Annotated in this window: 13 protein-coding genes; all 13 read left to right on the top strand. The window is 34.2% G+C overall.

All coding sequences use genetic code 11. From position 1 onward, the window contains the following. The first annotated feature begins 5 nt into the window (after positions 1-5). The 13 genes from menH (at position 6) to BCR26_RS00595 (ending at position 23,124) form a co-directional block, all read left to right on the top strand. A complete protein-coding gene (menH, locus tag BCR26_RS00655) occupies positions 6-854 on the top strand; it encodes a 2-succinyl-6-hydroxy-2,4-cyclohexadiene-1-carboxylate synthase (RefSeq protein ID WP_069697025.1) in 849 nt (282 codons plus the stop codon). Continuing rightward, positions 835-1,953 (top strand): o-succinylbenzoate synthase, encoded by a 1,119-nt coding sequence (gene menC, locus BCR26_RS00650; RefSeq protein ID WP_069697024.1) that lies wholly within the window; start codon positions 835-837, stop codon positions 1,951-1,953. Before menH ends, menC begins: the two co-directional genes overlap by 20 nt. Positions 1,954-2,749: 796 nt before the next feature. Further along, entirely contained in the window at positions 2,750-6,982 is a 4,233-nt protein-coding gene (locus tag BCR26_RS18655; protein ID WP_069697023.1) for a glycosyl hydrolase family 18 protein, read from the top strand. Positions 6,983-7,163: 181 nt separating this feature from the next. Next, positions 7,164-10,241: a putative mucin/carbohydrate-binding domain-containing protein gene (locus tag BCR26_RS00640; RefSeq protein ID WP_069697022.1), complete on the top strand. Its 3,078-nt coding sequence runs from the start codon at positions 7,164-7,166 to the stop codon at positions 10,239-10,241. An 812-nt stretch (positions 10,242-11,053) separates the two neighbouring features. Next, positions 11,054-13,618 carry a glycosyl hydrolase family 18 protein gene (locus tag BCR26_RS00635; RefSeq protein ID WP_084386969.1) on the top strand — a complete coding sequence of 855 codons (2,565 nt, stop codon included), beginning with the start codon at positions 11,054-11,056 and terminating at the stop codon, positions 13,616-13,618. 392 nt (positions 13,619-14,010) lie between these two features. Beyond that, a complete protein-coding gene (locus BCR26_RS00630; protein WP_069697021.1) occupies positions 14,011-15,528 on the top strand; it encodes a helix-turn-helix domain-containing protein in 1,518 nt (505 codons plus the stop codon). 31 nt (positions 15,529-15,559) lie between these two features. Further along, the gene (locus BCR26_RS00625) at positions 15,560-17,092 is read left to right on the top strand and encodes an AcpB/EbpR/MafR family transcriptional regulator (protein ID WP_069697020.1); all 1,533 of its coding nucleotides are present in this window, start codon (positions 15,560-15,562) and stop codon (positions 17,090-17,092) included. A 230-nt stretch (positions 17,093-17,322) separates the two neighbouring features. Then, positions 17,323-18,441 (top strand): M20/M25/M40 family metallo-hydrolase, encoded by a 1,119-nt coding sequence (locus tag BCR26_RS00620; protein WP_069697019.1) that lies wholly within the window; start codon positions 17,323-17,325, stop codon positions 18,439-18,441. An 18-nt stretch (positions 18,442-18,459) separates the two neighbouring features. After that, positions 18,460-19,299 (top strand): YitT family protein, encoded by an 840-nt coding sequence (locus BCR26_RS00615; protein WP_069697018.1) that lies wholly within the window; start codon positions 18,460-18,462, stop codon positions 19,297-19,299. Positions 19,300-19,314: 15 nt separating this feature from the next. After that, complete coding sequence (locus BCR26_RS00610; protein WP_069697017.1) at positions 19,315-20,481, top strand: hypothetical protein; 1,167 nt, start codon at positions 19,315-19,317, stop codon at positions 20,479-20,481. A 42-nt stretch (positions 20,482-20,523) separates the two neighbouring features. Next, on the top strand, positions 20,524-21,069 hold the full coding sequence (locus BCR26_RS00605; protein WP_069697016.1) for a DUF308 domain-containing protein: 546 nt from the start codon (positions 20,524-20,526) through the stop codon (positions 21,067-21,069). After that, positions 21,059-22,570 carry a cardiolipin synthase gene (gene cls, locus BCR26_RS00600; RefSeq protein WP_069697015.1) on the top strand — a complete coding sequence of 504 codons (1,512 nt, stop codon included), beginning with the start codon at positions 21,059-21,061 and terminating at the stop codon, positions 22,568-22,570. Before BCR26_RS00605 ends, cls begins: the two co-directional genes overlap by 11 nt. 14 nt (positions 22,571-22,584) lie before the next feature. After that, a complete protein-coding gene (locus BCR26_RS00595) occupies positions 22,585-23,124 on the top strand; it encodes an HdeD family acid-resistance protein (RefSeq protein ID WP_069697014.1) in 540 nt (179 codons plus the stop codon). Positions 23,125-23,274: the final 150 nt, after the last annotated feature.

Genomic DNA, 23,274 nt, shown 5'->3' with positions numbered 1-23,274 from the left:
AAAACATGCAGAAGACAATTAAAGGGGTAAATTATTATTATCAATGGCTTTTTGGGTACAAAAAACAGTTACCCACTTTAATTTGTCTCCATGGATTTACAGGATCTTCTCAAACTTTTCTTCCACTGTTCAGAGAAACAAAAAAATATAATATTTTAGCAGTTGATTTAATCGGTCATGGGAACACAGATAGTTTTGTCCACCCTTATCATTATCAGTTTAATAAGGTCTGTGAAGCAATTGTTTTATTAGCAGAAAATTTAGGACTTGAAACTTTTTCATTATTTGGTTATTCCATGGGCGCTAGAGTGGCTTTAGGAATTGCATGTATGTTTCCTTCAAAAGTAGAAAAATTGCTTTTAGAAAGTGGTTCTCCAGGATTGAGAACAGAAAAAGAGCGTCACCAAAGAAAGAAAAGTGATCAGCAATTAGCTCAATTCATTTATTCACATTCCCTTGAAACCTTTGTGGATAAATGGGAAAATTTGAAATTATTCGAGACTCAAAAACAGTTGCCTAAAGGAATTCAAGAGACAGTTCGTAATCAACGATTAAATCAAAATAAATTTGGATTAATCTGTAGTCTATGGTTTATGGGGACGGGGGTTCAACCGAGCTTTTGGAGTGAGTTGCTAGTACTTTCAGAGATTCCTACCCTGTTGATTGTTGGATCAGCGGATTCAAAATTTGTTGCTATTGCAGAGGAAATGCGAAAGCTTCAGTCCAAAATAGAGTTAGCGGTTGTCGAAAATGCCGGCCACTGTGTACATTTAGAAAAGCCTGATTTGGTTTCAAAATTAGTGAATAAGAAAATGCTTGAAGGAGAAGATTTTCATGGAAATTTGTCGAATTGATACGTATCGCGTTCGTTTGCCATTACGAACTCCTTTTGAAACAAGTTATGGTCTTCTAACAGAGAAAGCTTTTGATTTATTAATACTTACCGATGAATTAGGGAATCAAGGTCTGGGGGAACTAGTTGCCTTTGAACAGCCAGATTACATAGAAGAGACTTTGGAAACGGCTCGGATTATTGTTACCAAGCATTTAATTCCATTGCTAATACAGGATGAAATACTGCATCCAGAAGAAATTAGTGAACGTTTTTCAGTTGTCAAAGGGAATGAGATGGCAAAATCTAGCCTAGAAACAGCAGTCTGGGATTTATACGCGAAAAGACAGAATCAATCGTTGAAAACTTTCTTTACTGACACGAGGAAAATGATCCCAGTTGGCGTTAGTGTGGGAATTCAAAGAGATTTAGACCTTCTTTTAGAACAAATAGCAGAGTATGTCAATCAGGGCTATCAAAGAGTAAAGTTAAAAATTAAACCTGGATATGATTTAAAACCAGTAGCCTATATTCGTCAGCAATTCCCTAGATTAGAATTAATGGTCGATGGAAATTCTGCGTACACAGTAGATGACATCCCTCATTTGCAAAAATTAGATCAATTTCAATTAGCGATGATTGAGCAACCTTTCGCAGCAAATGATTTTTTAGACCATAGTCTTTTACAACAAGCGCTTCAAACAAAAATTTGTTTAGATGAAAATATTCGTAGTTTAAAAGATTGTCAGTTAGCTTACGCGTTGGGAAGTTGCCAGAGTATAAATTTGAAAATTCCTCGTGTTGGAGGGATTACTGAAGCATTGAGAATTGTTCAATTTTGTCAGGAAAAAGAGTTGTTAGTCTGGTTAGGAGGAATGTTTGAATCTGGAATTGGGCGAGCTTTGAACCTTCAATTCGCTTCTCAAAAAGTATTCACTTTTCCAGGAGATATTTCAGCATATAACCGCTATTTCTATGAAGATGTAATTACAGAACCTTTTGAATTGGAAAAAGGCAGCCTGCGTGTACCATCTGGTTTAGGAATTGGAGTTAAGTTGAATCAAGCTGTTTTAAATCAATGGGGACAAAGAGAGACACTTTATAATAAGAACAAAATTTAGCTGAACTTACAGCCAACTATAAATAAATAAGAGATATTTGAATTCAATGAAGAGTAAAAATTCTTTGTTGAATTTTTTTATATGTAATGAGAGATTTTTGAACAGAAGAGGATAATTTTTTGTTTAAACTAAAAAATTTGAAACAAAAAAAGAAAGTGTCTTTAGGAACTCCATTAGAAAAGTGTTCTTTAATGTGTTAAAAAACAAAATTTTTCCTGAGAAATAAGTGTTTTTCTATTTCTTGAGGGAATAAATAATTAATAAATGTTATTCTGTTCAAAAAAAAACAATTAGGTAAAAAAAGAATATTATTTAGAAAAAAGAGGTAAATTATGAATATACATGCGTTCTTTTAGACGATATAACTAGTTAAATCGTTCAAAATAGTCTTCGCTGTCTCCTCTTTTTGAACTTGTAGAATAACAATACACATTTTATAATTTCTGAGAATGAGATTTAAAAATAACGCGTTGTTATTTGGATTTTATTCTATAAAAAGACCTGTGGTAACTCAAAGTAATCTATAGATGAATCTCAACAGGGGAATCATACTTACGCTAACAGATAATGCTACTCTATATTCTATTTATGAAAAGGCTTAAATTTTAGATTGTCAAAAAAAACAAATATAACTAAGCAATGCATATCATCAATTGGCAAAAAGTCTTTTAAATAAGTTGAATTCAATGGGAAATTTGTTTTATTCATAAGAGTAGCAATCTTTTTAACATGAGTAGGTTGGAAGTGATTCGTTTATTGACTGAGACTTACCAGAATGAGAAGGGAAGGATTATTAATGAAAAAGGTAAGCATTAAAAGGGTTCGTGTCGCTACGTCTCTATCAATGGCAGCAGTAATGGCATCTTCAACATTTGCAACAGCAGCAATGGGGATTGCAACATTGACACCAACTGAAGCACATGCTGAAGAGCCAGTAAGTCCTAAAGCAGAACAAGTTCCATACCGTAATGTGATGTATTATGGAGATTGGTCGATATGGGGAGGACAAAATAATTTTTATCCAAGCAACTTAGATGCAAGCTTGTATACTCATCTTAATTATGCATTTCTTGCGATGGATGCAAATGGGGAACTGATTTTAACAGATAAAGATGCTGCCTTTGGTGCACCGGTTGGGAATGCAGATATTGGTTGGGATACTGCTCTTTCTGGCTTAATTCCTGCTTTTACAGCTTTAAAATCAAAAAATAGAAACTTAAAAGTTGGAATTTCTTTAGGTGGTTGGTCAAAATCTGCTAATTTTTCTGTAATTGCAGCTAATCCAGAAAAACGTAAAAACTATATCGACAATGTATTAGAGTTCATTAAATATACAGGGATGGATTTTGTAGATGTCGATTGGGAATACCCAAATAGCCCAAGACAGCCAGATAAAGTAGATAACAAAAATGATGAAGGGACTCCTAATGCAACACCAGCAGATACTGACAACTTCATTACATTAATGAGTGAATTTAGAACGGCGTTAGACAAGCAGGGTGCTGAGTTAGACAAGTATTATGAACTAACATGTGCTTTACCAGGAACAATCGGACAGCTGGAAAAGGGAATTGATGTTGAACGACTATTTGAGATTATCGATTTCGGAAATATGATGACCTATGATATGAATGGTGCTTTTAGTGAAAAGAGTGCCCATCATACCGCACTTTATGCACATCCAGATGCACCAAACGATTATTCAGTAGAAACAGTTGTAAACTATTTACGTAGTAAAAATGTTCCTGCAAATAAAATAGTAATTGGTGCAGCAATGTATACTCGTGGTTGGAATACTGTGGAAAAAGGAGATAATCCGAATTTACCAGGGCTTTTCCAAAAAGCAGCACTAAATAGTAAAGATGCAGATCACTCACCAAGTCGAGGCGCAAGCAATGAGTTGCCTTTAAATTTAGGCGATGGTGGTCGTGCCGGCGGGGTTTGGTCATACCGGAATCTAGATCAACTAAAACGAAAAGTACCAGATTTAAAAGAGTATTGGGATGATGTTTCAAAAGCACCGTACCTATATAGTGAATCAACAAAACAGGTATATACTTTTGATAATGCTAAATCAATCCAACACAAAACAGAGTATGTGAAACAAAACCAATTAGGTGGGGTTATCTCATGGATGGCTTCAAATGATAAGGATTCAACAGGCTCTGGTAAACGTAATGAGTTGTCAACAGCAATCAAAAAAGGTTTATATGGAGATCAAAAAGTACCTGAAACAGTTACTATAGATAAATCTAAATTGAACGTTGAATTCAAGGCTGGCAAAGTTAAGACAGATTCTGGAAAAGATGGCTATGGTATTAACGTAACCAATCGCGAAAGACTTGTTAGTTCCAATGTTGCATTGGGAGCAGCTAGCAGATATTACTTCACAGTCAAAAAACCAACTTTTGTAATTACAATGAAAGATGGAAGCACCTTAGAAAGAGGCGATTACAAAGCTGGAGAAGTAACAGCAAAAGATGGTAAAACCTATGTGAATGTTGCAACGCAATATGATTCTAGATTCATCTCACCAGGAGCAAAAATTGATTTCAAATTAGCTGCTAAAAATGGCGCTGAAGTTGACCCAAGTAAAATCGAAAAAGTTGAAATGGTTCAATATTTTGACAAAAATACTGTTTTAGCATCTCAAACAATTTTAGGCAATACGACACCAGAAGTTAGTGTACCTGTTATTTCTGGCGTACAAGATAGAACCATTACTGTTGGTGATGCGTTTGATCCGAAAGCAGGAGTATCTGCAAGTGATAAAATCGATGGAGATTTAACAAGTAAATTATCGATTGTTGGTAATGTTGAAACAAATAAAGCAGGTGTCTATACTTTAACGTATTCAGTCACAAACAGTAGCAATAAAGTTGCAACAGCAACAAGAAAAATTACTGTGAAAGAAAAAGAAAAACCTACAACACCACCAACATTTAGTGGAATTAGCAACAAAACAATTAATGTCGGGGACGCATTTGATAAAATGGCAGGAATTACTGCTAAGGATGCAGCTGGAAAAGACATAACGAACAAAATTAGTGTTACAGGAAATGTGAATACGAATCAAGCTGGAAGCTATGAGTTAACTTATAGTGTAACAGATGACAATGGATTAAAAGCTGAACAAAAACGTACAATTACTGTAATAAAAACAGAAACAACTCCTGATTTTGGGGTTGGTAAAGGAATTCAATGGCCAAATAAAGTAGTAGCACCATATGTAGATATGGTTGCTTATGTATCTAGTGGCGGCAATAATGGTGCTCCTGATTTGAAAAAAATGTTTAAGGAATCTGGCACTAAGTTCTTTAACCTAGGATTTATGCAAGCTGTTGAAGTAAAAAATGGAAAACTTGAATGGGGCTGGGGCGGTCATAGAGCGCTAAGCGAAGCTGGTAATGACAAGTGGCAATATGAAGGAATTAAAAAATCTATTCGTGAAATTCGTGCAGAAGGCGGCGACGTTACACTATCATTTGGTGGATTAAACTCAGGTGCATTCTGGGAAAAAACTCAGGATGTAGCGATTTTAGAAAAAGCTTATACAGAAGTCGTAGAGGGCTATGGTGTCACTCGAATTGATTTAGATGTTGAAGCAGGTGCAATGGATTATAACCACAATAAAGCGAATGCTAAAGCAATCAAGCGATTACAAGATAAAACAGGTGTTGAAGTGACATTGACCTTGCCGGTAATGCCTTCAGGTCTAATTTCAAGTGGTTTAAATGTATTGAAAGCATACCTTGAAGAAGGGGTAGACTTAAAACTAGTAAATATCATGACGATGGTTTACGGATCTAGTGTTCCAGACTATGCTCAAGGTTCAATTGAAGCTGTTGACAATACAATGAAACAAGTGAAAGATCACTATAAAAACTACGCAAAGACTACATTAACAACTGAGCAAGCGTATGCGAAAATAGGAACAACTCCATCAGTTGGATTCGAAGGAGCAGCTCATCCATATTTCTCAAAAGAAATGATGACAAAAGTAGTAGATCATGCTCGCAGCAAGAAAATTGGAATGGTTTCATTCTGGTCAATGAACAGAGACGCACAAATTGACAACGGTCAAGGACAAGTAAAAAATAAATACGAATTCAGTAACGTAGCGAATAAATTCATTGAAGACTCAACAGAGCCACAACCAGAAAAACCATCTACACCTAAAGATGTAGCGGTTGGAAATATTACAAAAGATTCAGCAAACGTAACTTGGGAAGCATCACAAAGTACGGTTGGAATCAAAGAATATCAATTAACAGTAACAGGTGGCGGAAAAACACTAACATTTACGACAGATAAAACAACTCAACGTATCAGCGGCTTGACTGCAGGTACTAATTATTCAGTAAAAGTTGTAGCTGTAGATAAGAAAGATCAATCTTCTGAAGCAGGAGAAGCATCTTTCACTACAGCAAAAGAAATTGGTAAACCTTCTGCGGTTAAAGAATTAAAAGTAACTGATATTTCAAATACGACTGCAACTATTCAATGGGCTGCAGCAACAAGTCCAATTGGAATTAAAAAATATCAAGTATCTGTAAAAGAAAGTGGCACTACACAAGCCAAAGAATCTGAAACTGTTGGCACAACAATTAAATTAACAAGCCTTAAGGAAAATACTTCGTATACAGTCACTGTAAAAGCGGTAGATAATGAAAATCAAGTTTCTACCCCTGTAACGGTAGCTTTCACAACGACAAAAGAAACAGGAAGTACTATTCCAGAGTGGTCTGCAACTAAGATTTACGTTGCAAAAGATCGTGTAATGTATAAAGGAAAAGAATACATTGCGAATCATTGGACACAAGGAAACCACCCAGATCAATCTGGTGCATATGGTCCGTGGAGACTTGCCAATCCAGAATTATCAGAGCCTTCTATTAGTGAATGGAGTGCAAGTAAAATTTACGTAGCTGGCGATAAAGTAACTTATAAAGGAAATCAATACAAAGCCAAATGGTGGACAAAAGGTAATGTTCCAGATGCCATTGGTAGTCCTTGGCAAAAACTATAAAATAGGTAGGAGTAATATAGAAATGCTAGAGACGTCGAATATATGTTCCTAGCATTTCTATATGCCAAGTGACAAAGTAGATAAAAAATTCGGGTAAATTTCGATTCCTTAAGAAGATATGATCAAAGAGGCAATATTTACAAACAATTAAAGTTTATTATCAAGGAAAAGGAATGAAAAAATGAAAAATAGTTTAAAACAGGTACTTCTTTGCGCAGGACTCTTTTTGATAGTATTATTTACAGGATCATCTGTAACATATGCACAAAATCAAGGAACGATGAATGTTGTAAGTATTGAAGAACCTAAGTGGATATTTAATTCGGGTACAAATAAAGGGAAATATCATGATCGTCAAGATTTAGGTTTTGTATTAGGTAGTGGTTCTCAGTTAAAAATAAGACAGACGAATCCAAATTTCAAAAAAAACCTTAATCTACGATTATTAGGAAATGATTCTAAACGAGAAAAATCAGTGAATGTAGGCTCTAGCTGGGTCACCATAAGTGCGACAGAAGCGTTAGTTCCGTTTATTGATACACCTTATGGCAATCAGAATGCAGCTATTGAATATACAATAGTGGGTGGCAAAATGCAAAAAACATTGCCTACTTATCAATATAAAAAAAATGAACAAGCTTTCTTTACACTTTGGAATCAAACAGATGCAGAATATGCCTTGGTAAAAGGAGCAGAATTTCAATTACTGATACCTAAACAAGATAAAGCATTAGCAAAAAAAATGAATGGTTATACTTCGTTAGATGACCTAATCGAAACATATAAAGAAATTTTTGCCTTTTTCGATCAAATGGCTGGTTTCGATAATTCATCAAAAACAAACCAAAACGGAAAAAATCGTTATTTCTTAAAAGCAGATAATAGTGGTGCTGGGGGAGCATACTATGGAGAAAACTGGACGGCAAATAGCGAAAGTAGCGTCGATATGTGGTTGACAAAAGATCATTGGGGGGTTCTTCATGAAATAGGTCATGGCTATCAAATCAGTTTTGATGGAAATGGAATGTACACTGGGGAAGTTTCTAATAATATTTTTGCCTCTCGTTATCACTACAACAAGTATGGAAAAAAGGCCGATGAAATGAGTTGGTTATTTGATTACAACAGAAAAAATATTGTTGAAAACAATCTATATAATAGCATGATCAATAATAAGTTGACTTATGACGCTGTAAATTTACGAGAAAAGCTAATTTTATTAACCCTATTGAATCAAAAAGCTGGGGAAAAAGCTTTTACTAAAATGTATCAAGGGTACCGGGAAGCTGCGAACCAACCTAACTTTAATTCCAGCAACTATCCATTACCTAATCTTTTGAATCAATATTATAGTGAGAACGCACAACTAGATTTTTCACCTGTATTAGAAGGTTGGGGTTTGACTCTAGATCCTTTACAAATGGAAAAAAATCGTCTGAGAGGCTACTCACCAGTGGCATCATTAGCGAATGTGGTTCCTCAAAATAAACTACCAGAAGCACGTCGACTAATTGATCCTACAATTGTAGTAACGTCGAATTTTGAAATGGTCAAAAACAGCGACATTCAACCTTTAGGTTTAAAGGGAGATTTAGAGGTAAAAGTAAATGCTCAAGATATTAATGAATTGAAAGATGTTAAAGTGAGACTAATGGATGGGCATAAAATCATTCAAGAACAATCTATTCAATCCAATACTCTGACTTTCAAAAACATACCAAATGGTATCTATTCTATTGCGTTTACTGGGGAGCCAATGAAGCATTATTCTACTAATCAACACTATGTTTATATTAAAGAAAGTAAAAATAAACAAGAAGTGACATTGAATAAGTTGGCTATTAGCAAGTTGGCAGATCAAAGAATTAATTTTTTAGGTCTAGGAGATAATAACTTTGGTGAGCTATCTACAAATATTAACCAAGGAATCGCAACAGTTAAGATTACCGATGAATCACCACACAGCTATTTTTCTGGTGAAACATATGTGAATGTCAAAATTAAAAATAGTAATGGAACAATCAAGTTTGAAAAAACAATACAAGGAACAAAAGCCATTAAAAAGACAGATAACATTTCCATAAAAATTGGTGATATCATTGAAATTTATCATGTTGAAGCTAGAAGTCGTTTAGTTTCTAACGAAAAAATTGTAGATTCAAATCGAAATACTAATTATTGGACTGTCACAAAAAATGGTTTAAAAAATACAACACTTAATAATAATCCTGAACAAGATTTATTAAATAAAATTGAAGCATCAGCGACAATCCTTTCATCAGATCCTGTGATTAAAAACAGTGATATTATACAAAGTGATGCAAAGAAAAATTTATTAGTGGCAATCAATTCATTACCAGAGCCGAAGAAGACACAGATGCTTGAAAAGTATTCTGAATTATTGCATCTGACAAAACCAGAGGAAGTAGAGAAACCTGTAGCTCCAATTAATTTAGCAACAGCAGAAGTTACTCATAATGTTGCTAAGTTCAAATGGAATGCCGGAAATAGTCAACCTGTAACAACTTTTGTTGTGTTTAGAGATGGAAAAGAGATTGCCAGAACATCGAAATTAGAGTATTCAGATGCTTCTGTTGTACCAAATACAACTTATAAGTACAGTGTTGCTGCAATTAACGCCGCAGGGGTTAGCTCTGAGAAAAGTACAGAATTAGCTTTGAAAACATTGAAAGAGCCGGTTGTAGAAATAGAATTACCGACGACACCCATGAATATTAAAGCAACAACGATTACAAAAGACTCTGTTTCATTAAGTTGGAGTGCTGCTACCAGTCCAGTTGGGATTTCTGGCTATATTGTATATCGAAATGGTGTAAATGTTGGAGTCACTAAAACAGCCTCTTTTGTAGATAACAACTTAAAAGCAAATACGAATTATAGTTATCAAATAAGTGCTTTGGACACTAAAAATCAAGAATCAGCAAAAAGTACTCTCTTCACAGTGAAAACAAAAGAAGAGGCTCAAGGATCAACAACATGGATAAATACAAAAATTTATGTGGGTGGCGATAGAGTCTTCTATAATGGTTTAGAATATGAAGCAAAATATTGGACACAAAACAATCGACCAGACTCATCAGATGCTTGGAAGTTATTATCAAATGTCCTTTTAACTTGGGATAAAGATAAAATTTATGTAGGTGGAGATCAGGTAATCTATGAGGGGAAAACCTATGTATCATCATGGTGGAACAAAGGGTCAGAACCAGGTAAAACAAGTGTATGGGTATTAAAATAAACGCATATTACTAGTGAAGAATCGACAAAAATAGAACAATATCAATAAAAGAGCTACATCTCAAATAATTGCTAGTAATAAAAGAGTAGTAGTTACATTCATTCTTTTTTTACGATGAAAATAGTAGAGATTTTTGAAGCTTAAATGAAATCAAATTAGCTGTTGGCATAGCCCTTACAGCTAGTTTGATTTCTTTTTTTGAATCGTTATAAGAAACAGATAGAAATGGAAAAAGAAACCAGGTAATATTCATTTTTGCTAGTCATATGCATAATCAATAGACTCTACTTCAAGCCAGTTTAATTGTTTAACGAAACTTAGATTGAGCAATTGGAGGAAAAAGGAAGAATATGCTTTTTTAGTATTACTCATATTTTGCGAACTTTTTGGAAAAACTGACTATTGACCACCGTATATTGAGAGATAAAGTCCAAGCAAAAATTGGCCTATAGCTTTTTACAGACTCAATCAAAGGGTCAATACAACCCTCGCAATGTAAAAAGAGCAAGTAGGGTTATCTGACGCTATCTAAGCAAAAAATAGTTCTCATTTCAAAAAATTAAAAAATTCTTATTTTTCTGTTTTGCAGTATCATACCAAATGGAATAAAAAAGAAAATAGCTCTCTGTTGAAAGAGACTTAAGTAGATAGACCAAAAAAATTAGAGCTCTCTAATAAAACTGGTTATATATTTATATTTATTTAAACCGATATTTAAAGTTTGCAAAAACTTTGAAAGCGTTTTATAATTCTTTTGGATAAAGAAATACTTATTTATCTAAAAAATTGCAGTAAGAAGGAGAGTGTGTTTTATGAAGGAAAAAAATGGTAGTCGTTTACGAAGAGCAGCCACAGTATCAATGGCAACAATTATCGCTAGTTCTACGTTGGCAATGGGAGCAGTAGGAATGTTTGCAAGCTTGCCAACAAAAGCTTTTGCTGAAGAAACAATAAAGAATAAAGCAGAACAAGTCCCATACCGAAATGTAATGTATTACGGGGATTGGTCCATTTGGGGCGGACAAGATAACTTTTATCCTAAAAATTTTGATGCAAGTTTATATACCCATTTGAATTATGCCTTTATTGCGATGGATGCAAATGGGGAACTGATTTTAACAGATAAAGATGCGGCTTTCGGAGCTCCCGTTGGAAATGCTGATGTAGGTTGGGATAATGCTTTATCAGGATTAATTCCTGCGTTTACTGCAATTAAATCAAAAAATAAAAATTTAAAAATAGGAATTTCACTTGGCGGTTGGTCTAAATCAGCTAATTTTTCATTGATTGCAGCTAACCCTGAAAAACGCAAAAACTATATTAACAATATATTAAAATTTATAAAATATACAGGTATGGATTTTGTTGATGTAGATTGGGAATATCCGAATAGTCAACGTGAACCTGATAAAGTTGACAATAAAAATGATGACGGTACCCCTCATGCTGGGCCTGCCGACAAACAAAATTTTATTACGTTAATGAGAGAACTTAGAGCAGGATTAGACAAACAGGGAAGTGAATTAAGTAAAAGATACGAGTTAACTTGTGCTTTACCAGGAACTCCGGCTCAGTTAGAGCAAGGAATTGATGTAGAAGAACTATTCAAAATTATCGACTTTGGGAATATGATGACTTACGATATGAATGGGGCTTGGAGTGAAAAAAGCTCTCACCAAACGGCATTATATGCAAATCCAAAAGCGCCAAATAACTACTCAGTTGAAACAGTAATTAATTATCTACAGTCTAAAAATGTTCCCTCCAACAAAATCGTCATTGGAGCAGCGATGTATTCAAGAGGATGGAATACTGTAGAAAAAGGGAACAATCCAGAGCAACCAGGACTTTTCCAAGATGCAGCAATAACCAATAAAGATGCTGACTTAACACCAAGTCGTGGCGCAAATAACGAACTACCTTTAGCAAATGGTGACGGTGGACGAGCTGGAGGCGTTTGGTCTTACCGAAAAATTGACGAATTGAAAAAGAAAGTGCCTGATTTGAAAGAATATTGGGATGATGCTGCCAAGGCGCCCTATTTATACAGCGAATCAACAAAACAATTCTTTACCTTCGATAATGTAAAATCAATTCAGTATAAGACAGCTTTCGTTAAGGAGAAACAATTAGGTGGAGTTATTTCTTGGATGGCTTCTCAAGATAAAGATGGAACTGGTTCTGGCAAACGAAATGAACTATCATCCGCTATTAAGCAAGGACTTTATGGGGATCAAAAAATTCCAGAAGTAGTTACCTTAGATAAATCGCAATTGAAAATAGACGTTAAAACAAATGTAGTAAAAACTGATTCTGGAAAAGATGGCTATGGTATTAGCATTGCGAATCAGGAAAGTCTCCTAAGTGGAAATGTTGCTTTAGGTGCTGCTAGTAAATTCTATTTCACTGTAAAAAAACCTACATTTGTGATTACTATGAAAGATGGCAGTACTTTGGAAAAAGGAGATTACAAATCAGGTGAAGTAACTGAAAAAGACGGTAAAACCTATGTAAATATCGCAACGCAATATGATGGACGCTATATTGCTCCAGGAGCAAGCGCAGAATTTAAATTAGCTACAAAAGGTGGAGCAGAAGTTAACATTAGTAATATAAAGAAAATCGAATTACTTCAATATTTTGACAATGATACCCTCTTGGCTTCTCAAACTATTTTTGGTGATGATACACCAGGAGTTAGTGTGCCTACCATCTCTGGTGTTCAAGATGTAACCATTAAATTAGGGGATACCTTTGATCCAAAAGCTGGTGTAAAAGCAGTAGACAAGACGGATGGTGACCTAACGAACAAAATAACAATCGCTGGTAGTGTAGATACGAATAAAGTAGGAACCTATCCTCTTACTTATTCAGTCAAAAATAGCAGTAACCAAGAAAACGTTGCAACTAGAAAAGTATTTGTTGTTGAGAGTGAGAGCAAACCTTCGACTCCACAAAATGTCAATATAGCAAATGTAACAAAAGATTCAGCAACTATTAGTTGGGACGCTTCACAAAGCGCATCCGGTATCAAAGAATATCAACTAAAAATATCTGGTGGCGGTCAAACAATAGATTTTGTCACGAGTAAGACAAATCAATTAGTTACGGGTCTTAGAGCAAATACGGCCTATACAATTGAGGTAACTGCAGTTAGTGTGCTAGGGCAAGTATCAGATATAGCAAAAGGAAGCTTTAATACTCAAAAAGAAGAAGCAAGTGGCAGTCAAGAGTGGTCAGCTACTAAAGTTTATAATGGTGGTGAAATAGTAACCTATAAAGGGGCCCAATATAAGGCAAAATGGTGGACACAAGGAAACGTACCTGATGATGCAGCCAGTACTGAATCTGGTAGCAACCCTTGGCAAAAATTATAATTGCTAAGAAAATAACGATAGATAGAAAAAGCTACATCTAATTAGATAAAATCTGATAGGCTATCAAGTCAAGACGTATAAACATTTTTATAGGTTGAACCAATCTTTAAAAAGCTTTATTTTAGCAAACAAAGGTTTGGTAAAACTAAATTTCAGAGGTTGAAACAAAGCTAAAACAGTTTTGTTTCAACTTCTTTATTTTTGAGTTGACTATCAAAGATGAAAAAGCTAAGTTACTCTAGACCTATTTTATTCTTAAAGTGAATTTGTAAGAGTTGGTCAAATGAATTGTCGCGTGCTAAGGGATAACATTTTTTTGATAAATTATATCGTGTTATCATAAAGAAAAGGTTAATATGTCGGGTTACCTTTGTATGTTTGGAGGAAGAGAGATGAACATTTTTCTTGATCGTTTTGCCGAGCGAAAATTGTCATTAATTTACATTTTAAGAAGTGAAGATCGATTGTTTTCGTTTGGAGAGCTGGCTGAAAAGTTACAGAATTCTAGAAATACAATTGGGAAAACTTTAGAGGCATTGCAGACTGATTTAGACCGCGCATTTCCCGGAGAACATTCAATGCTAGAAATTTCTATAGAAGGAAAAGAGGTTCAGTTTGTTGGGAGTAAAAACTTTTCTTTCCAAACCTTAACAACCTATTATTTAAAATTAAATCCATTTTTTTTAGCTATGATTGATATTTTTACAATGAAATTTACTAGTATGCGTTCATTTGCCGAAGAGAATTATATTAGTGTAGCCTATGCGTATAATCGATTTGCAGAGTTGAATCCTATCATGGAAGATTTTAAATTGGCACTGGATTTTACCGAAGAGTTTAAACTTGTTGGAAAAGAAAGACAAATTCGTTATTTTTATGTCAGTTTCTTTTGGAATGCTTATTTTGGGACAGAGTGGCCTTTTGATTTTCCGAAGACAGAGTTAGATTATTTGATTGAAATTATTGAAGAATTACAAGATCGTCCTTTGCCTATCTCAGATAGAGAGTATTACTATGTTTGGTTAGGAACAATTGTGAGTCGGTTACAAAAGGGCTATACTATCGATGCTGTCTTGTTGAGTAAAATACTGAAAATAAAAGATCGTTATATTTATGACAAAATCAAGCAAGCATTTCTTAAAACAAAGCCCCTTCAAAGTGCAAACCTTGATGAAGAAACATTGCAAAAAGAAATTATGTTTTTTTGTATTGTAAGCTTTAGCTTTGAGTATCAATTTAAATACAAAGAACGAGTGAATTCTCATAGGATTAAGATTATTACTTCAGTTCCAAATAATTTAGTTGTTACAAGTGTTAATTATTTTCTAGACTGCTTTTCAAGGCATTCTTCCTTAGAATTGAACGAATCAGAATACAATTCTTTTTACATTAATATTCAAAATTTGCATTACAAGGTTTTTTATTTTGAAGGCTCCGCTAGTAAGCTACATCGGAAGAAAGAGTGGGGAAAACATTATCGTTTAGAAGAGTTTATTTTGAGCTATATGGATAAATTATTTGAAGAGTTAAACCAATCCAAAGAAATGCGGAAAATTTTTAATCATAAGCAAGAATTAATTGTAAATTACACGGCTTTTTTAGATAACCTGTTGGAATTTGGGCAGCATATTCCGGTTTTAGATGTTGCACTGTTATCTATTTATGGTGATCGCTTTTTTGAAATATATAGAAGAATTATCAGACGAACTTGGTATGAGAATGTAAATGTTACTGGGCAAATAACCGATAAAACGAAGCTAGTAATTGCAGATCGGTACTATGATGAGATAGAAAACTGCCAAACACGTAAGCTGATTTGGAACGACGAGCCAACCCCAAGAGATATTGAGCGATTAGAAGAGTTGTTTGATGAAATACTGGTTGAAAAACTGACCAATCTCTTTTATTAAATTGAAATCATTGATGTTAGGAGTGTGTGGAATGGATATCTTTTTTGATAGCTATCAATTAAGAAAAACAAGAGTATTGCATACGATCAGTTCTGAAAATCGTTCATTTACTATTGCAGAAATTGCGGAAAAAATCCATACCTCAGCGGTAACGGTGGATAAAAACATTGAATCCTTAATCCACGATTTAGAAGAAATTGATTCGAAATCTCATATCATTCGCTTAAACACACCTCAAAGAGCGGTTTATTTTGAAAAGCATTCGAGTTTTTCAACAAAAATGCTAAAAAAATATTATATGAAATCCAGTTTAGCAATGAAATTACTTTTAGATATTTTTAATACTCAATTTACTGATATTCGCACCTTTTCATCTAAAAATTTTCTTAGCACAACAATTGTGTATAGAAAAGTGAATGCATTGGAAGAGTATTTGCAGCAATTTCAGTTAGAATGGGATTTTTCTGCTAATTTTGAATTAAGTGGAACAGAAATGAATATTCGCTATTTTTACCTAACCCTTTTTTGGAAATGTTATGACTACTATGAATGGTCTTTTTCGGTTAGCAAAGAAGAAACAGAGCAGTTTATTCAGTTGATTGAAAAAATCCAAGGACATTCACTAGATCTTGTAATGAAAGAATATTATGCTGTTTGGTTTGGTGTACTGGCTCAGCGGATTACTCAAGGTCATTTTCTCAAGGAAGAAATCGCTAATATTAAAATCTTAAAAAAAGTTGATCTGTTACTTTACGATGATATTCTAGAATTTTTAAGTAAATTTGCACCTACTGAAACTGACGTAGAAGGATTACAAAACGAAGTTGCTTTTATTTACTTGATTGCGTATGCTTTTGAATATCGACCTAATTTCCAGGAACGAATGGGAGCGAAACGGTTTCAATTGATTGATGCTTTTCTTGGTGGAAAGATTACTGACTCAACAGTCTATTTTATCGATCAATTAGAGAAATGGACAAGCGTGGAGCTTTCTATCAAAGAATACGATAGTCTGTATTTAAATCTTATAAATATCCATTTACAAAGTTATTTTTTTCCTGAAACAAAAGAAGTCGGTCAATCAAATTTTAGCCATTTAAATGAATCCGTGGATCTCTTTTTTGATACGTTTTTTGAGAACTTATTAAAAGAACTGAAAAAGAATCAGCAATTATATGATATCTACAAAAATGAAAAAAAATTAAAGCAACAATATAAGCTTATTTTTAGTGATTTGTTAAAAATCGATCAGCATCTTCCTGAAATTCACTTAACCATTTTTTCTAAAATGGGGAAAAACCACTTGAATTACTATAAAAAAATATTAGCCTCGGTTTGGTCAGAACCTATTTGTATTAGTGGAGAAAAGGAACCAAAGACTGATTTAATCATTTCAGACGATTTTTATGAAACAGCAGAATTTTATCAGGATTGTTCGACAGTTATTTGGAATGAAGAACCAACTCCTAGAGATTTAAACGAAATCAAGCAAGTTTTAACGGATATTTTAATTGAAAAGGCTCGAGCCGTTTTCTATTTACCAAAGGAAGACGAAGCGAACTAAACCGGCAATAGGAGTATCTATTGTTGGTTTTTTATTTGAAAAAACAAATTTTTAGTAAATAAGGAAAAAATGTTTTTAGTAGACATTGTACTAAGAAAAATTCATTTAAAAAAAGTGTGTAATGAAAGAAAAATTTGGTAGGGATGAAAAAAATAGCCAAACGAATTAGGCGATGTATTATTAAAATGCACCTAAAATAGAAGTATCAAGTGAAAAGGGAGGTTTTTAGTATGGGACGAAATCGATTAGTTGAAACATTTTCGACGATTGTTGGGATTGATTCTGTTTCGAAAAATGAAGGGAAGGTACATGAACATTTGATTCAAGTCTTTGAATCACTAGGACTGGAAGTGACGGAAGATCAAAGTAAGAAACAAACTGGATTAGGTGGAAATAATATTATTGCCACGCTTTATGGAACAAAAGAGGTTAAACCACTATTTTTCTCTTGTCACACCGATACAGTCACTCCGGGAATTGGAATTGAGGTTGAGGAACGTGAGGGAATTCTGTATTCAAAAGGAGAAACAATTTTGGCTGCAGATGACAAAGCGGGAATTGCCATTATGGTTGAAAGTATTCAACGAATATTGGAAGAAGGAATTGAAACAGGTATTTTAGAGTTTGTTTTATCACCGGGAGAAGAAATCGGTTTGATTGGGGCGGAAGCTTTAGACATTCATTTATTGGAATCTGATATTGGCTATGTACTAGATAATGGTGGGCCTGTTGGGAAATCGATTGTGGCTAGTCCAACTTTGTATATGTATGAAGTAGTAATTCACGGTAAAGCAGCACATGCTGGACTAGAACCTGAAAAAGGCATCTCTACCGTTCATATTTTGGCAGAAGCTTTGAAGGACATTAAAACAGGACGCTTAGATGAAGAAACAACGGCTAATATCGGGCAAATTCATGGTGGAGATGCAACCAACGTAGTAATGGATCACTTGAATTTAAAAGGAGAAGTTCGCTCGATTTCCAAAGCAAAAGCCGATCAATTAATTGAAGAAATGAAACAAGCTTTTACAACCGCTGCTGAAAAATTCGGAGGAACAGTAGAAATTAATGTAGAGTTGAAAGCAACTGGCTTCCGATTACTGGAGGATGAACCAGTGATTACACTTCTCAAAGAAGCTGTTGGAACAATCGGTCGAGACTATCAATCGGAAGTTAGCGGTGGGGGTAGTGATGCTAATGTGTTTAATGCAAAAGGCAAGCGAGTAACCAATGTTTCCATTGGATATGATAAGATTCACACGATTGATGAATGCATTCCAGTAGCTGAGATGGAAAAAGCTGTTCAGTTAGTTTTAGCACTTGTACAACATTCTCCTAAAAAAGAATAGAAAGTCGAGGGGTGTGTCATGAAAGACCAAATTAAAAACCTCATAAAAATTACCTTTGCTGTTCTTTTATTAGCAATCAGTGTCAATATGTTTTTTGGACCACATCATGTTGTTGCTGGGGGAGTTAGTGGACTAGGGATTTTAATGGAACAATTATTGAATATTGATCGTTCAGTCGTAGTGTTTGCACTGAATATTGTAATGCTGATTTTAGCAGCAATATTTTTAGGAAAAAAAGTTTTTTTTAATACACTTTATGGAAGCATGCTGTTTCCATTCCTACTAGCAATTGTACCAGAGATTATGCTAACCTCTGATCGACTATTATCGGTAATTTTTGGGAGTACTATTTTTGCAACAGGCGTCGCTATTCTTTATAAAATTAGAGCTTCTAGTGGCGGAACAACGATTCCACCATTGATTTTTGAAAAATATTTTAATGTTAGCCCTTCTATTGGTCTGTTTGTAACCGATACTTTTATCGTAACGCTTAGTTTATTTGTTTTTGGATTTGAAGAATTTTTATTCGCGATTCTAGCTAATGCGCTTGTTTCAATCGTCATGACCTACATTGAAACAGGACTTAAACGTCGAAAAGCGTTAATGATTATCAGTAAAGAAAACGCACCAGAAATAAAAGAGGCTCTGAAAGAAGAAGTTGCTAGAGGAATGACACTTTTTGATATTAAAGGTGGAAACGATAGTGATCCAAATGAAATGATTTTAATGGTGGCATCGAATCAAGAATATCCAGAAATAAAAGCTGTGATTGATAAGATTGATCCAATGTCATTTGTAGTTGTTTACAACGTTTCAGAAGTACATGGGCTAGGTTTTACGTATCATCCAATTCAATAAAAGGAGGAGTTTAGTATGAATCCAGTATCAGCATTTACCGTAGTTATGCTTGTTTGGACAGTTAGTGATTTTGTTTCAAAGAAAACGAAATCATTGTTATCTTCATTATTTGTTGCTTCATTGATATTTATTGTAGGGTTTAAATCAAATATATTCCCAGAGGATTTGTTAACAAGTTCCTCTATGTTAACTCTTGGAAGCACAGTGGTCGGACTTGTTCTAGTCCATTTAGGGACGACAATTAGTATTTCCGAATTTAAGCAACAGTGGCGAACGTTTCTAATTGGTTTCTTTTCAGTTTTGGGAATCGTTACAGCTTTATTTCTATTAGGCCCATTGTTTGAAAGTAGAAATTACTCTATCGCTGCGATGGGTGCAATTTCAGGCTCAACAATTTCAGTTATTATGATTCAGGAGAAAGCTTTATCATTAGGCTTACTTTCAGTAGCTGTGTTGCCAGTGTTGATTTCAGCCTTTCAAGGAGTGATTGGTTTCCCTTTGACATCAATTATTTTGAGAAAAGAAGCGCAACGGTTACATCAAGAATATAAAGCAGGCAACTTAAAATTAACGCCTAAGCCTAAAGAAGATGTGAATGTTAAAAAAACAATTCTTCCAGAAGCCTTACAGACCACGGCAGGCACTCTATTTTGTTTAGGATTAGTGGTTGTTATTTCTACTTTTATTAATAATTTGAGTGGTGGAATATTGAATACTTTTATCTTGTGCCTTTTGTTTGGGATTTTACTTCGTGAATTAAAAATCTTTAAACCGAATATGTTGGTTGGGATTGATGCCTATGGATTAATGATGTTGGGAATTCTATTAATTATCTATGGGCCTTTGGCAACAACTTCTGTTTCAGATTTAATTGATTTATTGATTCCACTGTTACTGTCATTCCTTATTGGAGTATTTGGTAGTGCAGTATTTGCGTCAATAGCTGGGAAAATATTAGGCTTCAGTGTTCCAATGGCAATAGCGATAGGACTTACTTCTTTATATGGCTTTCCAGGGACGATGATACTTAGTCAAGAAGCTGCTAAAAGTATTCAAGGGACGGAAGAAGAAATTGCGATGATTGAAGGTCAAATTTTACCTAAAATGATTATTGCCGGATTTTCTACTGTGACGATTACTTCAGTGTTTATTACAGGAATTTTAGTCAATTTCATTAATTAAATTGAATGATTTAGAATACACTAAAAAAGGAGATGAGTGTTGATGAAAGCAATAATGAATACGTTAGAAAAAGAAGTGCTCCTTAGAAGTATTTGTCTTTTTGTATTCGGTCTCTTAGCACTACTGATTCCTGAGATGCTTTACAAAGCTACGATTATTATTATTGTCGGTTTTTTAGCAGTTATGGGATTGTTTAATGTAGTGGGTGCTTTACGAACCAAAGGAAAAAATGAACCGTATTTATTTCCGTTATTGTACAGTATCTTTTTATTAATTCTAGCGTTAATTATTTATTTGTATAACAAGCAATTAGCCAGCTTAACAGTTATTCTGATTGGGATTATTCTTTTATTAAATGGCATACTGGATGTTTTCCGATATGCTAATGGGAAAGAAGAGGTTCGTCAACCAGCAAATCTATTACTAATTATAGGAATTATTGGCATTATAGCAGGAGTCGTGGTGATAATTAACCCGTTTGGTTCAATGATTTTTCTTTTTCGATTTGTCGGGTTGGTATTAATGGCAGTTAGTGCCGGTGATGTTTTCTTTTTAAAAAAAGATCAGGTTCAACTGGATGAAAAATAAATTGACTCAAATAATGACCGTTAGTTTAGTGACTATTTTCTTGTTATTTATAGTAGCAGTTTTTACTAATGGTTTCTTTTTCATTCTATTGGCTTTTGAACTAGTTGCAATCGGCGTTTCCATTTATTTACTTCTTTTTGATAATAGAAATTCAAAAGCAAAAGTTGCTTGGATTTTAGCTTTATACTTTATTCCTGTTTTAGGGTTTTTACTGTATTTGTTGTTAGGTCGTGATCCAAGAACTCGTCGATTGCCAAAGGAACAGATAATCAATCAAGCAGCTCTTCAAAATTTTGTTAGACAAGAAATTGCTAGCGTAAGAGGTGAATCAAGTCCGATTTTATCAAGAAAAATGGAAAAACTTTCTGGCCGTTCTATTGTGATGGGAAATGACATCACGATTCTTTCAGAAGGAAACGAAGCGTACAAAAAACTTTTTGAAGATTTAAGGAATGCAACAAATCATATTCACCTCTTTTATTTTATTTTTAAAGCAGATGAAGTTGGACAACAGATAAAGGATATTTTGATAGAAAAAGCACTTGCAGGAGTAGAAGTTCGCTTCATGTACGATAGTTTAGGCTCTATCAAGTTACCTTTTACCTTTATTAATGAGTTAAGAGTAGCAGGCGTTGAAGTTAGAGCTTATGATCCTGTGAATACTTTTTGGTTATCAAGGCGATTAAACTGGCGTAATCATCGGAAAGTCGTTGTGATTGATGGCAAAATTGGTCATACTGGGGGATTAAATATTGGCAATGAATACCGTAGCATAACAGAAAAATTTAGCTATTGGAGAGACACCAATATCCGAATCAAAGGTCCTTTAGTTTGCGAGTTACAGGAATCGTTTTTATATGATTGGATCTTTTTCGATGAAAGTCCCAAAAGTTTAGATTCCTTTTTCAAACAAGCAGACCGCTATTTTTCCAAGGAATTATTTGGAACAGAAACGGGGCAAGTGGTTTATGGTGGACCTTACGATCAAGAAAAAATTATTCGTGAAGGGCTATTGGAGCTGATTGATTCAGCGGATGATTTAGTTCAGATTGCAACGCCCTACTTTGTTCCTGATGATGAATCTTTAGCGGTGTTAAGACGAGTTGCTTTAAGTGGTGTAAAGGTTCAGTTGTTGATTCCTGGAAAAGGCGATAGAGAAATTTCTTTTAGTGGAACTAACTCATTTATAGATACGCTTTTAAATGCTGGAATCGAGGTTTATCAATATGACAACACAGCTTTTCTACATTGTAAATTAATGATTATTGATGGCAAAACGGCAACGATTGGATCGACTAATTTTGACATTCGCAGTTTTCAGTTAAACCATGAAATTTCAGTTTTTCTGTATGGCCCTTCAAGCAGTATCGATCAACTAACATACGATTTTCAACAAGATTTGAAAAAGGCTACCGCTATCACTGCAAGTAAGCAATTGGAAAAAAATTGGCAACAATTACTAAAAGAAAAAATCAGTGCCCTATTTGTACCACTATTATAGAGGAGGAGAGTTTGATGGATTTTACAAATCGCAACATCCCGAAATGGGTTGAAATTTTACTAGGAGTTGTTTTTATTATATTTGGTATTCTGGCGTTTAATCGACCAGGACAGACATTAGGTTTTTTGATATTATGGTTTGGCTTTTTAGCCATCTTTAGAGGTGTTGCAATGTGTATTAACACCTTAATGTATGGACGAGAAGCAGGCAGCGGTTCAGTGTTGATTAACTTGTTAATGGCCGTTTTAGATTTTCTAATTGGTTGGTTGTTAGTCACGAATTTATACGGTAGTTTTGTTTTCGTTGGGATTGTCTTTGCTGTTTGGTTTATTATTGATAGTGTGACAAATATTGTGAATATCCAAAGACACAAAGGGAAAAATATTTTTTGGAAAATTCTTTTGTTTATTTTTGATTTAATTTGTTTAGCAATTGGAGTCATGCTGCTATTTAATCCTGTTGTTGGAGCAATGACACTACCCATTTTGATTGGGATTTATGCCATTGTTTTTGGAATAATGAGTATTATGTTAGCTTTTCGTCATACCGCTTAATCAGCATCTATTTTAAATAGAGTAAGCTAGAAACGATGCGTGTATTTTATTCGAGTATCGTTTCTAGCTTATTATCTTTTTATAAACAAAGCAGTTATCGAAGGAGACAATTTTGCTTTTTTAGTAAGAAGAGACAAAAGTCTTTGAAAA

Origin of the sequence: Enterococcus rivorum, from assembly GCF_001742285.1 — a bacterium.
Taxonomy (GTDB): domain Bacteria; phylum Bacillota; class Bacilli; order Lactobacillales; family Enterococcaceae; genus Enterococcus_L; species Enterococcus_L rivorum.
The sequence above is the reverse complement of the archived record's forward strand: the minus strand, read 5'-3'. Positions and strand labels throughout refer to the sequence as shown.

Coding starts and splice junctions, on each gene's coding strand:
- menH (WP_069697025.1), top strand. CDS start 6: ATGCAGAAGACAATTAAAGGGGTAAATTATTATTATCAATGGCTTTTT.
- menC (WP_069697024.1), top strand. CDS start 835: ATGGAAATTTGTCGAATTGATACGTATCGCGTTCGTTTGCCATTACGA.
- BCR26_RS18655 (WP_069697023.1), top strand. CDS start 2,750: ATGAAAAAGGTAAGCATTAAAAGGGTTCGTGTCGCTACGTCTCTATCA.
- BCR26_RS00640 (WP_069697022.1), top strand. CDS start 7,164: ATGAAAAATAGTTTAAAACAGGTACTTCTTTGCGCAGGACTCTTTTTG.
- BCR26_RS00635 (WP_084386969.1), top strand. CDS start 11,054: ATGAAGGAAAAAAATGGTAGTCGTTTACGAAGAGCAGCCACAGTATCA.
- BCR26_RS00630 (WP_069697021.1), top strand. CDS start 14,011: ATGAACATTTTTCTTGATCGTTTTGCCGAGCGAAAATTGTCATTAATT.
- BCR26_RS00625 (WP_069697020.1), top strand. CDS start 15,560: ATGGATATCTTTTTTGATAGCTATCAATTAAGAAAAACAAGAGTATTG.
- BCR26_RS00620 (WP_069697019.1), top strand. CDS start 17,323: ATGGGACGAAATCGATTAGTTGAAACATTTTCGACGATTGTTGGGATT.
- BCR26_RS00615 (WP_069697018.1), top strand. CDS start 18,460: ATGAAAGACCAAATTAAAAACCTCATAAAAATTACCTTTGCTGTTCTT.
- BCR26_RS00610 (WP_069697017.1), top strand. CDS start 19,315: ATGAATCCAGTATCAGCATTTACCGTAGTTATGCTTGTTTGGACAGTT.
- BCR26_RS00605 (WP_069697016.1), top strand. CDS start 20,524: ATGAAAGCAATAATGAATACGTTAGAAAAAGAAGTGCTCCTTAGAAGT.
- cls (WP_069697015.1), top strand. CDS start 21,059: ATGAAAAATAAATTGACTCAAATAATGACCGTTAGTTTAGTGACTATT.
- BCR26_RS00595 (WP_069697014.1), top strand. CDS start 22,585: ATGGATTTTACAAATCGCAACATCCCGAAATGGGTTGAAATTTTACTA.